We start from the raw sequence: 14749 nt of genomic DNA on the forward strand, positions 1-14749 counted from the left end.
TTTACTCGCAAAAAGAATTTGAGGAAAAAGAACCATGGCAGCTAAAGACGTAATTTTCGGTGACGACGCCCGTCAGAAAATGCTGAAAGGCGTAAACATCCTGGCAGATGCCGTTAAAACTACCCTGGGCCCCAAAGGCCGCAACGTAGTTCTGGATAAGTCCTTCGGGGCTCCTACTGTAACCAAAGACGGTGTTTCCGTAGCCAAAGAAATCGAACTAAAAGACAAGTTCGAAAATATGGGTGCGCAAATGGTGAAGGAAGTGGCTTCCAAAGCTTCCGACACTGCGGGTGACGGCACCACCACGGCTACCGTACTGGCTCAGGCGATCGTAACCGAAGGCCTGAAATCCGTAGCCGCTGGCTTCAACCCGATGGACCTGAAGCGCGGTATCGATAAAGCAGTAGCTGCAGCAGTTGAACATATTGCTGGCCTGGCCACTGCTTGTGCCGACACCAAGTCTATCGCCCAGGTAGGTACCATCTCCGCGAACAGCGATGAGAGCGTAGGTACCATCATTGCCGAAGCCATGGGAAAAGTGGGCAAAGAAGGCGTAATCACCGTTGAAGAAGGTTCCGGTCTCGAGAACGAGCTGGACGTAGTTGAAGGTATGCAGTTCGACCGCGGCTACCTGTCCCCTTACTTCATCACCAACCAAGAGAACATGACTGCCGAGCTGGACAGCCCGTTCATCCTGCTGGTAGACAAAAAGATCTCCAATATTCGTGATCTGCTGCCGCTGCTGGAGCAAGTCGCTAAAGCTTCCAAGCCGCTGCTGATTATCGCTGAAGATGTAGAAGGCGAAGCGCTGGCTACTCTGGTTGTTAACAGCATGCGCGGTATCGTAAAAGTCGCAGCTGTTAAAGCTCCTGGTTTCGGTGACCGTCGCAAGGCCATGCTGCAGGATATCGCTATTCTGACCGGCGGTACTGTGATTTCTGAAGAAGTGGGTCTGGAGCTGGAAGGCACTACCCTGGAGCACCTGGGTACCGCTAAGCGCATCACCCTTTCCAAGGAAAACACTGTGATCGTTGACGGCGCTGGTGATGTGAAAGACATCGAAGCCCGCGTTGGTCAGATCCGTGCACAGATCGAAGAGTCCTCTTCCGACTACGACAAAGAGAAGCTTCAAGAGCGTGTAGCCAAGCTGGCTGGCGGTGTTGCAGTAATCAAAGTTGGCGCCGCTACCGAAGTGGAAATGAAAGAGAAGAAAGCCCGCGTTGAAGACGCACTGCACGCGACCCGCGCCGCAGTAGAGGAAGGCGTTGTACCTGGCGGTGGTACTGCTCTGGTTCGCGCTATCCAGGCAATCTCTGTAGAGGGCGACAACGAAGACCAGAACCACGGTATTGCAGCTGCCATGCGCGCGATGGAAATGCCTTTGCGTCAAATCGTTGCTAACGCTGGCGACGAAGCTTCTGTAGTGGTTGACAAGATCAAGCAAGGCGAAGGTAACTTCGGCTACAACGCTGCTACTGGCGAATACGGCGACATGCTGGAAATGGGTATCCTGGACCCAGCTAAAGTAACCCGCTCTGCTATGCAAGCGGCTGCTTCTATCGCTGGCCTGATGATCACCACCGAAGCCATGGTTGCAGAACTTCCGGAAGACAAGCCGGCTGCTCCTGACATGAGCGGCATGGGTGGCATGGGCGGCATGGGCGGCATGATGTAAGCCGGCCTTAAAGCCTATCTAAAAAAGCCCCGCATTTGCGGGGCTTTTTTTTGGCTTGTAGAAAGTGGTTTGTTGGGGCTGGGGTGGGTATCGGTTTGTTTAGCAAAATAAGCCCAGCTAAATAGGGAGACAGGCCAACTGAGTGGTATTGAGAACCACTATCAAGCACTATTATTGGGTTTCCTGGTTTCAAATTTGGTTCTGGGGGAATCAATGGTCTTGTCGAGATGTGAGGATAGTGGTCTGGGTTCTGGTCTGGAGCAATATTTAGTTACTGAGGCTGGATATCCACAAGCTCAGAAATCAAAGAACAGGAAAATCCTGATGGAATAGCAAATAGCTATGTATTTTATCAGTTGATTAAATACAGCCTATGTATGGTATGACTTGATATGAGAGAGACAGATAAATACTATTTTTTCTGGATGCATCAATTTGGGCAGTGGACAAAGCGAAACATTACTGACCCAGATGGGGTTAACTACAATTGCTGTGAACAATATATGATGTATAAAAAGGCGATGCTGTTTGGTGATGTGAAGGTTTCAGAGAAAATTCTTTTAGAGGATGATCCGGAAGTTCAGCAGCAATTTGGTAGGGAAGTTTCCGGCTATGACTCTAGTATTTGGAATTTGAATAAGATCGGTATTGTTTGGTACGGTAATTACTTAAAATTTACGCAGCATGCGGATTTGGCTGAGCGACTGATAGACACTGGTAATAAAGTTTTGGTAGAAGCGTCACCTTACGATCTTGTCTGGGGGGTAGGTTGGAGTGCTGATTCTGATGAAATTCTTGATCAGGGAAATTGGCGTGGGAAAAACTTACTGGGTAAAGTTCTAATGTCAGTGCGCTCCTCAATTAGTCTGATCTTGTAGGGTTCGCGAAGGTGTCAACTTACCGATTCTCCATAATTTGGTGGGCTCGAGAGTTGAATGCAGGGAATTAAATTAGTATTTTTTTGACTGCCAGATTAATCAGGCGACCTATCGATATAATATCGAGCTTGGTTTGGGTTTGGTAGGCAATGGTAAGCTCAATTGGAATTGAAGCGGAAATTATGTGAGTTGACTTCAATTGAGTAGGATAAACGCCTTTCTGTGAGGGAATATGGAAATATATGAAATGGTTAAATCGGGAGCCATGGCTATTCCTGAATGTGCCAAAACACTGGGGTTTGACTTGCTAAGTTATTCGCACGAAAAACTGGAGATGAAGGCCAAATTTTATGCTGGAGAGTTATTTCTAAATTCAGCAGGAACTATCCAAGGCGGATGGCACTCGAAATTAGCCGCTAGAAAAATCCCTCAGCAAAGCACTATGACTATCTATACGGGTGTTGGTTTTTTCAATTTTTGGCTGGTCGGTCAGCAATAATAATGCCGTTATCTGGATTGACCTCCAGGGCTCTTAATTCACGGCCGTAAACAGCGCGGATTTTCCACCTTCCGCCGACAAACTCCACACTGGTGATTGGGTTAAATCCCAGACCATACAGTTTTGCTTTAATAGTCGATAAATCCAATGCAATGACTGAAGGTTCCGCCCCATATAAGTCCGGGCTGTCATAAATGGGTGCAGGCGGGCTGTTATAAAAGGGAGGGGGACTATTGGAGTCCAGGCCGGGGGGAATAGGGTTGGTGAGATTACCAACAAGTGCAATGGCGGTAAGAAAAATCATCTACGGCTCCAAACTACTAACAAGCCATTGCTTTAGTTTGGACGATAGATTATCGCTGTGCCAGTAAACAGGGGAGAATATTAGTTTTGCTGGGGTAAGTGAGCGCTGTTGTAGAAGTAGGTAGCCCGATAACAGAAGTTACCGGGCTAAGGTCTTATCGGGTTAGCTTTAGCATAAAATTGAGGATTCTTGCTGATAATTTGCCATAGGGAGGGCGTAATAATTTCAGCAGGTCAATAGGTCCCTGGTAAAACACCGGGCGCAATTTAGAGAAGGTAAGAAAACCTTCGTAACCATGGTAGTGGCCCATACCACTTTCGCCAACACCGCCAAACGGAATATCGTGCTGGCCAACATGCAGCACGCAATTATTCACCGTTACCCCGCCAGACATTACTTTATCGATATAAAGATTTTGCAAGTTTTTATCCTGGGTATAGGGGTAGATCGCTAAGGGTCTTGGGCGGGCATTGATATATTCAATGACTTCTTCCGGTTTGGAGTAGGTGATAATTGGCAGAAGTGGGCCAAAAATTTCCCGCTGCATCACCAGCATATCGTCATCGACATTAGTCAGGATGTGTGGGGGGAATTTACGCAGTTCGCTATCTCTGTTGAGCTTGCCTGCGCTCAGATCAGTGACTTTGGCGCCTTTGGCTGTAGCATCATTTAGCGTACTCCAGAGGCGTTGATAGGAGCTCGAATTGATAATCGAGGTGTAATCCTGGTTTTTAAAATCCGGGTATCGTTTTTGTACATACCGCTTAGCGTGTTCGATAAAAGGTTCCAGCTGGTCTTCGGGCAAGAACAGGTAATCCACATTGACGCAGATTTGCCCGGCATTGACCAGCTTCCAGTAAATCAATTGCTCTGCGGCTTTTTTGATCGGAAAATCTGGGCCAACAATGGCTGGGGACTTACCACCTAATTCCAGAGTGACTGGAGTAAGATTTTCTGCAGCTGAACGCATGACTGCGCGTCCGGTATTGCTGGAGCCGGTAAAAATAAGATGATCAAATTTGAGGCTGGAAAAAATAGGGCCGATTTCACTGGTGTCGGGAATAAAAGTCAGTTTTTCCTCTGGAAAATACTGCTCGCAGATTTCGTTGAGAAGTTCTGCTAAATGCTGGGAGTCGGCGGACATTTTCACCATTGCTTGGTTGCCCGCAGCAAAAATATTGGTCAACGGTGAAAAACTCAGGTTTATGGGGAAATTCCACGGCACTATTACACCAATGACTCCAAGGGGCTGCGGGATAATACGGTTTTTAGATAATGGATAAGCTTTAAAGTCGGTGTGACGGCCTTTGGGCTTCATCCATTTCTTTAAGCGTTTGATTGCCTCTTTAATGCCTGAAAGCGCGGGATAAATATCGTAGAGTAGAATCTCTTCCCGGGCGCGGTTGCCATAGTCGGCGCTGATCGCCTGGATAATAGGCTCTTGTTGTTCTCGTAGCAGGCGGGCAAGCGTTTTGAGATCCTGGACGCGTTGCTGATAGCTGGGTGCGGGGTTAGCTAGGTAGGCGCGGCGTTGTTTATCGAGTTGGTTTTGCAGAACCGCTTTATCTGCATCCTGCCGGGTCAGGGTCTGTGTTGTCATTTTATTATCCTGTGGCGTTGATCCTGGGAAAGATTAAACGAAATTGACTCGGGGAGATTGACTAATCCCGTCAGAGTCGTATCAAATTCGGTAAATTCTCACGCTTGTTACTCGCCGATGTGTCTTTAGTGACTGTGTAGCAAATTCTATCCGGGAAATGGCCAAGATAGTTTTGAGAGTGAAATTTATGGCGTGCAATGCGTCGGTAAGAGGTGTGGAATGAATTCTGGCCGGCGTTTAAAGCCGGCCAGGTTGGAGAGGGGTTCGCAGAATGGGTTAATTGTCGGGTTTTTCGGACTCAATCTCGGCGGTATTGGGGTCTACCTTCAGGTCGTATTTCTGACCGCCTTTGTAGGCTTCCACTTTCCATTTCCCGTTGTCCAGATCGACTTCGACAATTGGGGTGTATCCCTGCTGTTCCAGCTTGGTGAGCACCGTTGAGAGGGCCATGGCTCCGGGGGGAGGCTTTTCATTGGCGAATGCGGTTGCTAGCGCTGTGGCGGCGATAACTGCCAGAAACAGCTTGATGATCGGCTGCATGATGGTATTACCTCGCTGTTGATATCGATAAATCACAGTATTCTTCTGACCAAATTTTCCTCAACAGAGTGGTCAGTAGGCTCACGCGATACGGATACACTCCGAGCCCGGTGGGGTCCAGTCATTGGATTTCTATTTTATCGGGGCTGTTCGCTAGCCTGGGCAAGATGTTTCTGAATCGCATCGCACCACTCCATTCCCCCAGGCTGTAAGCCGTTGGTATTGGCACCGCTCAGCTGGGTGATCGCGGTGAACCACTCTTCACTGGCGATGGTTGGCATACCCGAGGGGTAGAGCTTGGCCAAGTCGCCATTCTGCTGGGTGAGTACCTGCTTTTGTACCCAGGCAAACCATTCGGGGGTACAGATAGGCATCGTCTTCTCGCGCGTATCCTGAGAGTTGGCGGGAGGGACAATGGGTTCCTTCATAGCGCTGGTGGCAGCTTCACCGGGAGCTGCTGCTCCAGGTGATTCAGAATCCCGAGGGCCCTCGCAGCCACAAAAGACAAAGAGTAGTGTAATCAAGACTCCAAAGCGGTACATGGGGCCTCTGCAGGTGACGGGTTCGAATTAAGCATAGGAGGAAATTTGCGACCGTGCTGAGTTGCGGTCTGGATAGATGTATTTTTGTTGACATTGCCATAAAATCAAATGAGAATACTTCTCGTTTAAAGTGAGGATGATCAACGATAATGTCTACCAAAGTCCTGTTCAAAAAAGTACTGGCCGTGGCCGGCTTGCTGGGTGCTGTGAGTGCCAGTGCGGCCGAGCAGGTAAATATCTACTCCTTCCGACAGTCTTTTTTGATAGAGCCGATCCTGCAGGAGTTCACCGATAAAACCGGCATCGAAGCCAGAGTGGTTTACGCCAGTAAAGGCCTGAACGAAAGACTGCAAAGGGAAGGGCGCAACAGCCCCGCAGACCTGGTACTGACTTCCAATACCAGCAGCCTGATGGATCTGCTGAACAAGCAGTTGACCCAACCGGTATCCAGTAAAGTCCTGGAAAATAATATCCCATCACAATTCCGTGATAAGGCTGGCAACTGGTTTGGCCTGACTACCCGTGCACGATTGATATACGCTTCCAAAGACCGTGTAAAACCCGGTGAAATTACTCGCTACGAAGAGCTGGTAGATTCCAAGTGGAAGGGTCGAATCTGTACCCGCAGCGGCAAGCATCCCTACACCCTGTCACTGATTGCCTCAATGATCGCCCATCACGGTGAAGCAGGGGCCAAAGAATGGCTCCAGGGCGTAAAAGCCAACCTGGCGCGTAAACCCCAAGGTAATGACCGTACTCAAGTAAAGGCCATTAGCGAAGGTGTCTGTGATCTCTCTCTGGGTAACAGCTACTATTTCGGCAAAATGATTACCAACTCAGAACAGCCGGAGCAGGTGGATTGGGCCAAGTCAGTCAACCTGATTTTCCCCAATCAGCAGGATCGCGGTACCCATATGTTTATCTCCGGCGCTGCGCTGACCAAACATGCCCCTAACCGTGAAAATGCGGTTAAGCTGCTGGAATTCCTTAGCAGCGCCGATGCGCAATACGCCTACGCAGAACAAAACTTTGAGTTCCCCGTGCGTCCCGGTACGGCCCGCTCAGAGTTAATCAAAGAGTATATGGGTAAGTTTAAAGAAGATGATTTGAGTCTTACCGAAATAGGCTCCCATGTGCCGGCTGCTTCTCGACTGGTGGATGAAGTGCACTTTGACTTTTAAAATAGTTAACTGAATGGGAATTGCTGCCCAATATATTGGTAGCACTCTCTCTATAGTCTTATTCGAGCGGCCCTGTCGAGAGATCAGGGCCGCTCTTTTATAATGAGCTTTTTATTTCTGAATCCATGTTAAACCGAGCGAATTTACCCGCTTCCCGCTGGCTGTTTTTGGTCGCTACTATTTCCCTACTGGTGGCCCTCCCAGTGCTATCCATTTTTTGGTTGGCATTCTTTCCTGAGAAAAATATCTGGCCGCACCTGTTGGATACGGTGCTGTTACACTATGTGTCTGCCACATTAATTTTGGCTGCGGGTGTGGGGTTGGCAACACTGGTGGCTGGAGTGGGCAGTGCCTGGCTGGTGACTATGTGTCAGTTCCCTGGGCGCCGTTTATTCGAGTGGGCGCTATTACTGCCGTTTGCAGTACCCGCCTATGTAATTGCCTACGTGTATACGGATTTGTTGGAGTATGCGGGCCCGCTGCAAAAGTCTTTGCGGGTTTGGTTTGGCTGGCAGACGGCCAGGGACTACTGGTTCCCGGAAATCCGCAGTATGGGGGGAGCTATTGCCATGCTGTCACTGGTGCTATTCCCTTATGTTTATATGCTTGCACGAGCAGCATTTATTGAACAGTGCGGCAGTATTCGTGCCGCGAGTCGATCTTTGGGTTGCACACCTTGGCAGAGCTTTTTAAGGATATCCCTACCAATGGCACGCCCGGCGATTGCGGTGGGCTTATCACTGGTGTTGATGGAAACTCTGAATGACTTCGGTACCGTCGACTTCTTTGCTGTGCGCACTTTGAGTGTCGGGATTTACGATACATGGTTGAGCCGAGGTAATTTAGGGGGGGCGGCACAAATTGCCTGTAGCACCCTGATTTTTGTTGTTTTGTTAATTACGCTGGAGCGAATGGGGCGGGCGCGGCAAAAGCATTTTGTACAGTCGCCAAATTCCCAGCGTGAACGCTACCTTTTACACGGTTGGCGGGCTGGTGTAGCCCTGCTGTTCTGTGGGCTATTATTAGTAGGCGGTTTTATTATTCCTCTGCTGGTACTGGGGGGTTACGCACTCAGTAATTTCTCGAGTTATTGGAATGAAGATTTTTTACAAATCGCCAGTAATAGTTTAATGCTGTCTATGGCTGCAGCTCTGGTTTCCGTGTTTTTAGGAATATTGTTGGCCTATGGTAAGCGGCTGCAACCGAAGAAATCAGTGCAACTCTTGGTAGGCTTTTCCAAGTTGGGTTATGCAATGCCCGGGGCGGTAATGGCAATTGGTGTTCTGATCCCCCTGGCCGCATTTGATAATGCCGTCGACAATTTTTTACGCGAGCACTTCGATATTTCGATGGGGCTACTGCTAAGCGGCAGTATTTTTGCCATTATTTTTGCCTATACCGTGCGCTTCCTGGCGGTATCTACGGGTGCAATAGAGTCCAGCCTGGAAAAGGTAACCCTGTCGATGGATAGGGCTGCTCGCTCCCTGGGACGCAATAGCTGGCAAACCCTGTGGGCAGTACACCTACCCTTAGTGCGCACCGGCCTGTTGACCGGTGGTTTGGTGGTCTTTGTGGATTGTATGAAAGAATTGCCGGCTACTCTGCTGCTGCGCCCTTTTGGCTTTGACACCCTGGCTACCTATGTTTACCAGTTTGCATCTGATGAGATGCTGGAGCGCTCGGCCCTGGGGGCTCTATTAATTGTTCTGGTGGGATTAATTCCGGTAATTTTATTGAGCCGCTCCATTGGCTGGCGCAGAGGGGAAGAGCGTACAGCCCTGGCGGGCTCTGAAGTGCCCGCCCCATCCTGATTTATCCGGCCTGGCCAAACACTAGGGCGGAGGAGAGATGCAGGGGAAGTTTATCACCTGGTGCCGCTTGAATATCTGCATTCAAAGTGGCCTCGATCGTTTCCCCCTCGGCTAGGAGGAAACGATAGTTGACCTGATTACCAAGAAAACTTTTTCCCACAACCTGGGCTATAACTGCACCGGGATGCTCACCGGCGGTAATATCCTCGCTGCGTACAAACAATTGGAGCTTATCTCCGGTTGTACATGTGGCGGTCGGCAGCTTTACTTCGCCTAAAGGGGTTTTGATCAGGTCATTGTCCATGACAGTGCCGGACAGGATATTTCCCTCACTGACGATCCTCGCAACCGCTAAATTATTTGGAGCTTGGTATGTATCCTGTGGGTTGTCCCATTGTTGTAGCTGGCCCTGGCTGAGCACACCCAACTTATCTCCTGCAATAAAAGCTTCGTTGCGGTCATGGGTAACGATAAGTGCCGGGATTTTTTCCTCGCGCAGAATATGCCGGACCTCAGCGGCGAGGTTGCGGCGTAATTCGGTATCCAGATTGGAGAAGGGTTCATCCAATAGCAATAACTTGGGGCGCGGTGCGAGTGCACGGGCCAGGGCGACTCGCTGCTGTTGCCCACCCGATAACCGGTGAGGATATTGTTGTCCGAACTCTTGCAGACGCACTAATTGCAGCAGTGCAAGTGTGCGGGATTCCCGCTCGCCTTTCGGCAGTGACTTGATCCCGAAGGCAACATTCTGCTCAACGGTGAGGTGGGGGAATAGGGCGTAGTCCTGGAACACCACACCTATCTTGCGCTGTTCTGCGGGAATCTGTATTTCGGGTGAGGAAATCACCTCTCCGGATAATTGAATATCCCCCGCAGTAACCGGCTGGAAGCCGGCAATGGTGTGTAGCAGTGTTGTCTTGCCACAGCCACTGGGGCCCAATAAGCAGGCAATTTCTCCTGCCTGCAAGGCAAAGGAAACGGATTCGATAACCACCTGCTCACCGTAACAGCACTGCAGGTTATTTACAGAGAGTAAAGGTTGTACAGATTTAGCGGTAGTTTCTTTTCTCAACACTTAGGGCCGTCTTTGGGGGTCAAGTTGGAGGTGGAAATCATAAATAGACACTGAGGAAATTAGGTTTTCATTGTCTGATTTTAACAGTGCCTGCGATGAAAGATATAGTTAAAGTGGTTTTTGTTAAAATGTCCAATGTTCGTCAGCACCAGTAGAAATTGATACTCAAACGGACAACATCCTGAAGCTTCACTTCAAAATTGGAATCATTACTCACCTTGAAGTATTTGGTTAGATGGGGCTTTAACCCTACCCCTCCCAAACTCTATTAACGAAGGAGTGATTGATTTCCAGCACCTTGGCGAGCCCTCTGGTTATCCAGTGGGTACTATCCGCAGGGCTATTTTGGGTAGTCCTGTTGATAATTTTGATAAGCAGCTTAGCTTGCCCTACAGAATCCTTTCCTCCAAGGTTACCTCCTGGCGGGAGATCTTTCTCTATACCTAGAAGGCCCTTGTCCGTAAAGCGATTCCTTCATCACCCAACTTTATTAGCATCAATATTCAGCGCTTTGGCAATTTTGTAGTTAGGGGTATTCTGGCCGGCCAGCAATAAAATCTTTGAACGCTCAACAAACCTCACCGATATCTTGTGATTTTTACGTACTTTTCCAGCTACTTCCTATCTTTATCTGACAGGGTAATTTTGACCTGACATCTAGCTAGCCCCAGTTTGTGGGGAGAGCGCCCCAGATTATATATCAGCAATCAATTTAATATACCGCATAGAAACTGCCGGCTACCCGATTTAAATGCCAGACTCACACTCACTACCTACACCCAGTCAGTGCTGTTGACACCAAGTGAATCTCTCGCATCTTTTTTTGCTTCTGAGATACTTTCATAATGAGAATCAGCAACAAAACACCCTTTTGGTTCCATGAGTAAGTGGTAACCATTTTTTTTGCTGCCAACTATGGATAAATTAACGGCGAGGTTTTTGACATATTTCGATTCGTCATCATCCTCCGCCACTTGCCAGCCGCCTTTTAGTATTCGGATTCTTGCTTTGGTGGCACATTTAATAATTACAGACATTTAATACCTCGTTAAGAGGGTAAGATTGTTGGCTAAAATGAGCGACGAAGAAGCAAAAGCCAACTATTTTAGTCCTTTTGGATGATTTGTTGTACGTGCTTTATTTGATTCCACGGTGCCCGTAACTCAACGCCCGAGTAATTTCCCATTTATTATTTATGTTGCGCCAAACCATAACAAAATCAGATTTACCTTCGCATTTTTTAGTTTTGGTTTCGCAAAAGATGTGGACCCCTTCAGTGATAGCACCAAATCCGTTAATCGGATAGGCTTTGAAGGAGCCTGTAATAAGTTTACGGGTGTAGTTGCCGCATGCATTTTTTTGGGTATTTGAGATCATACTATTTCGATCCCAGGTAACACCGCCGTTATCGTGATAGAACTCTACATCAGGAGAAAAATAACTGGCATGTTTTTCTAGCTGTCCAGGACTTTGGCAATTGTTAAAAGATTCAAAAAGCCCTGTATCAAGAGTTTTCATTCTATCTTCCAAAGAAGCCTCATCAGCCATTGATGGGATTGATAAAAATAAAAATAGACTTAACTTTTTCATATAACCTCGATTCCTACTGCCTGCATTTGGTGCGCCCAGAATGGGCGTGGACAATGGAGTGAAAGTCCCCTGTAGGAAGATCACCGTTTAATGAGTTCCATTAGATGCTAACTACTAAAGAATGGCAACTGCAATACCGCGAGGTTTTTTGGGGGGAAGCCGCTAGCAAAACTACAAGCTGACGAACAGAAATACCCTATAAAGCTTTGTCTAGAGGCGAGGTGGCCAAGGACACCGAAGCCATGTGATCTAATGGGTAGAGTAAATGATGCAGTTGTTTAGTGGAAGTTCACACTCTTATCTGGGGGGGCTGTTTAACTTGCTGTTGTGAAGCTGTCAGCGTGGCCGCTGACTCATAAATAGGCCCAGCCCGCTAGCCACCATCGCGGGGATCGACAAAAGTGGTGGAACACAGCAGCGCCTCGGTCAGTAATGGCTGAGGTGATTAAACAGAAGTCAGCCGACGGCATAGTAGCCTAATGCCAAGATTAATACCTTGGGGAGGGTGAAGCTTGAACCTAAATCCACGAGTTAAAAGACAGGACTAGTCTACCGATATGTTGCCAGCCGGATATAAAATTGAAGGAGCGCACAGCCATGACACTCAACCCAAGAGTTGCTTGACACTATCGTTGGGTAGGAATTCATTACGGATAGGGATCCGTTCATTGCGGACCCGCACGATGGGTGGTGTGGGGCCGGTAGGTAAAACTACCGGCTACCCAATCTACATGCAATTTTTAAGTCCACCCTAGCCCCATTGGTAATTGAAAGCTACTGTACTCAACATGGATAATACGACGATGACTTGGTTCTGAGCCTTTGCTTGATGAATGCAGTAAAAGAGGCCGCATTACTAATAAGTCTCCAGATTTAACTGAACAGATATATTCTTCTGATTCGGCTACAACTCGATCTTGTTCATTTTTACTTAGAATGCCCAAGTTTTGACTCTTTGGAATTACTTTTAAGCAGCCATTGCTCTCATTTGCATCATCTAGGTGGATACGGAAAGTCACCATTTTTCCCAAAACATTTAGCTCAGGTTGAACATGGTGAACACCATCCTTTAATGTCCAGGGCCCCCAACCTTCGATATCTTTCTTGTCACTAATCGAAATAGTCTTATCTTGATGCCAAGTCACAAGCCAGTTTTTATCAGGGGTTTTATCAAAGATAATAACTCGAACTACCTCAGGAATTCCAGGTAGATATCGCTTAGCCTTGTCTAGAAGTAAGTCTGATTCGACCAAATTTTTCACTGCAGTGAGTTTCTTCTCGGCATTGCGGATTCCATGTCTCGGGTAGTCGGAATCTAATGCTTCAATTTCGGTAATGATTGCATTAATTAGATCATTATCCAGAAAGCTAGAGTGAATCTCAAATCCGTATTCTTCGATGCTCAAATTTCACTCAGTTCTAAAAGTATGTAACGCTTGGCACAGCGGCACGCCCAGCATGAGCGTGAACTAATGGGGTGAAAGTCCCCCGTAGAAAGATTACCATTTATTGGACTCCATTAAATGCTAACTACTAGCGAATGGCAACTGCAACACCGCGAGGTCTTGTGGGAAGGAAGCTGCTAGCAACACTACGAGCGGACGAACAGAAGCATCCTATAAGGCATAGCCTAGAGGCGAGGTGGCCAAGGACACCGAAGCCATGTAATCTAATGGGGAGGGTAAATAATGCAGCTTTGTAGTGAAAGTTCACACTCTTATCTGGGGGATCTGTTTAACTTGCTGTTGTGAAGCTGTCAGCGTATAAGTAGGCCCAGCCCGCTAGCGACCATCGTGGACCCGCACGATGGGTGGTGTGGGGGCCGGTAGCTAGAAACTACCGGATACTCGATTTAAATGTTTTTGCGCCAAACATCTAATGCTCCCTTAGTATACAAACCGAAATCATTAGAAAAGATGTCATCTACAACTTACTCCAGACTTGTCAGATTGAGCTTACAGTCAAAAGACAGCTTATTATGATATTCTCTAACAGCTGAAATACGTATTTGGTCGGCTTGGTTATCTAGCCAGGAATAGAAAACCATGGCTGAACCACTGCACTTCCGTTTGTAAAGATCAGCACAGCTGCCCAAAAATTCTTGGACAGAATTCCGTCCCCACTCAGTGGGTAAGCTCTGGTTAAGGCCAAAAGAAAACATGTTTGAGCCTGCCTATTCATTAATTTCCTTAGAAAAACAATCTCAACTTCAATTTCTAGTCTTTGAGCCATATTTTAATTATGATATGCATTGTTTATCACATTTAACGCCTCAAGCTGCGACGCGAATCATCGAACAGTCTTGATTTTTATGTTTTTATAACCCTGTAAGGGCACCCCACAAATTACTCCAGCGCTCAAGCTTTTCTTCGGCACTCAATAGTCTTGGTTGAATTTTAATAGGGTTGCCAAGTTGATTCACGTCTTGTAATAAGTTGGAATTTATCGCTCCGCGAAACTGACCATTTATATTGCAGCCTACGGCTAATAGTTCATTACAAGCTTTGCAGTGGTAGAAATTAGCAAGCTGATCACCATTTTGTTTAGTCGAAATCTCATCACCAATGAAAACTACTGACATATTTTGATCACTTATAATACGTGACGGGTTGGCTTGGCAATAATTACAATCGCAAACACGCGGATTCAAACCTTTGAGCGGTCCGGCTATCTGAACTTCAACCCGCCAACGGTTACACTTACATGATCCCTTAAAGAGCATAATAATTAGTATCAATTACGATGAAAATACGCTTGCCTCAATTGCAGGATGCTACTGGCGTCTTCTTGCCTGGATTTTGGCAAAAAAGGTGACAGTGGCCGAAAATCAATTGCAGGCGCTTTGTAGGCCCAGCATGGGCGTGGACTAATGGGGTTAAAGTCCCTCGTGGGAAGATAACCGATCAATGGTTCCATTAAATGCTAACTACTAGCGAATGGCAACTGAAGCACTGTGAGGTCTTGTGGGGAGGAAGCCGCTAGCAAAACTACGAGCTGATGAACAGAAACATCCTATAAGGCTTAGCCTGGAGGCGAGGTGGCCAAGGACACCGA

The 14749-nt window shown here is 47.5% G+C and carries 14 protein-coding genes; 5 read left to right on the forward strand and 9 right to left on the reverse strand.

Features of this window, described 5'->3' with window-relative positions; all coding sequences use genetic code 11:
* The first annotated feature begins 34 nt into the window (after positions 1-34).
* The 3 genes from groL (at position 35) to MO867_RS07565 (ending at position 3052) form a co-directional block, all read left to right on the forward strand.
* A complete protein-coding gene (gene groL / locus MO867_RS07555; RefSeq protein WP_252465714.1) occupies positions 35-1675 on the forward strand; it encodes a chaperonin GroEL in 1641 nt (546 codons plus the stop codon).
* 392 nt (positions 1676-2067) lie between these two features.
* Positions 2068-2553: a riboflavin biosynthesis intermediates N-glycosidase gene (ybiA, locus tag MO867_RS07560; protein ID WP_252465715.1), complete on the forward strand. Its 486-nt coding sequence runs from the start codon at positions 2068-2070 to the stop codon at positions 2551-2553.
* A 232-nt stretch (positions 2554-2785) separates the two neighbouring features.
* Positions 2786-3052 carry a hypothetical protein gene (locus tag MO867_RS07565; RefSeq protein ID WP_252465716.1) on the forward strand — a complete coding sequence of 89 codons (267 nt, stop codon included), beginning with the start codon at positions 2786-2788 and terminating at the stop codon, positions 3050-3052.
* Here the strand turns inward: MO867_RS07565 and MO867_RS07570 are convergent.
* The 4 genes from MO867_RS07570 to MO867_RS07585 form a co-directional block, all read right to left on the reverse strand.
* The gene (locus MO867_RS07570; RefSeq protein ID WP_252465717.1) at positions 3024-3356 is read right to left on the reverse strand and encodes a hypothetical protein; all 333 of its coding nucleotides are present in this window, start codon (positions 3354-3356) and stop codon (positions 3024-3026) included. The genes MO867_RS07565 and MO867_RS07570 overlap by 29 nt on opposite strands.
* 154 nt (positions 3357-3510) lie before the next feature.
* A complete protein-coding gene (locus MO867_RS07575; protein ID WP_252465718.1) occupies positions 3511-4956 on the reverse strand; it encodes a coniferyl aldehyde dehydrogenase in 1446 nt (481 codons plus the stop codon).
* 276 nt (positions 4957-5232) lie between these two features.
* The gene (locus MO867_RS07580) at positions 5233-5496 is read right to left on the reverse strand and encodes a PepSY domain-containing protein (protein ID WP_252465719.1); all 264 of its coding nucleotides are present in this window, start codon (positions 5494-5496) and stop codon (positions 5233-5235) included.
* Positions 5497-5633: 137 nt separating this feature from the next.
* Positions 5634-6038 (reverse strand): hypothetical protein, encoded by a 405-nt coding sequence (locus tag MO867_RS07585; RefSeq protein ID WP_252465720.1) that lies wholly within the window; start codon positions 6036-6038, stop codon positions 5634-5636.
* Between the two features lie 149 nt (positions 6039-6187).
* On the opposite strand from MO867_RS07585, the gene MO867_RS07590 reads away from it, so the two are divergent.
* Positions 6188-7219 (forward strand): Fe(3+) ABC transporter substrate-binding protein, encoded by a 1032-nt coding sequence (locus MO867_RS07590; protein WP_252465722.1) that lies wholly within the window; start codon positions 6188-6190, stop codon positions 7217-7219.
* 125 nt (positions 7220-7344) lie between these two features.
* Entirely contained in the window at positions 7345-9030 is a 1686-nt protein-coding gene (locus MO867_RS07595) for an ABC transporter permease (protein ID WP_252465724.1), read from the forward strand.
* A 1-nt stretch (position 9031) separates the two neighbouring features.
* On the opposite strand, the gene MO867_RS07600 is transcribed toward MO867_RS07595, so the two are convergent.
* From MO867_RS07600 to MO867_RS07620, 5 genes are all read right to left on the reverse strand, one after another.
* The gene (locus MO867_RS07600) at positions 9032-10105 is read right to left on the reverse strand and encodes an ABC transporter ATP-binding protein (RefSeq protein WP_252465726.1); all 1074 of its coding nucleotides are present in this window, start codon (positions 10103-10105) and stop codon (positions 9032-9034) included.
* Positions 10106-10878: 773 nt separating this feature from the next.
* On the reverse strand, positions 10879-11142 hold the full coding sequence (locus MO867_RS07605) for a hypothetical protein (protein WP_252465728.1): 264 nt from the start codon (positions 11140-11142) through the stop codon (positions 10879-10881).
* Between the two features lie 100 nt (positions 11143-11242).
* Positions 11243-11695 carry a DUF4440 domain-containing protein gene (locus tag MO867_RS07610; protein ID WP_252465730.1) on the reverse strand — a complete coding sequence of 151 codons (453 nt, stop codon included), beginning with the start codon at positions 11693-11695 and terminating at the stop codon, positions 11243-11245.
* A 740-nt stretch (positions 11696-12435) separates the two neighbouring features.
* Positions 12436-13101 (reverse strand): phytanoyl-CoA dioxygenase family protein, encoded by a 666-nt coding sequence (locus MO867_RS07615; RefSeq protein WP_252465731.1) that lies wholly within the window; start codon positions 13099-13101, stop codon positions 12436-12438.
* A gap of 911 nt (positions 13102-14012) precedes the next feature.
* Positions 14013-14276, reverse strand: a complete 264-nt coding sequence (locus tag MO867_RS07620) for a hypothetical protein (RefSeq protein WP_252465732.1) — start codon at positions 14274-14276, stop codon at positions 14013-14015.
* Positions 14277-14749 lie beyond the last annotated feature (473 nt).

The organism is Microbulbifer okhotskensis, from assembly GCF_023895975.1.
In the GTDB taxonomy this organism is placed as follows: Bacteria; Pseudomonadota; Gammaproteobacteria; order Pseudomonadales; family Cellvibrionaceae; genus Microbulbifer; species Microbulbifer okhotskensis.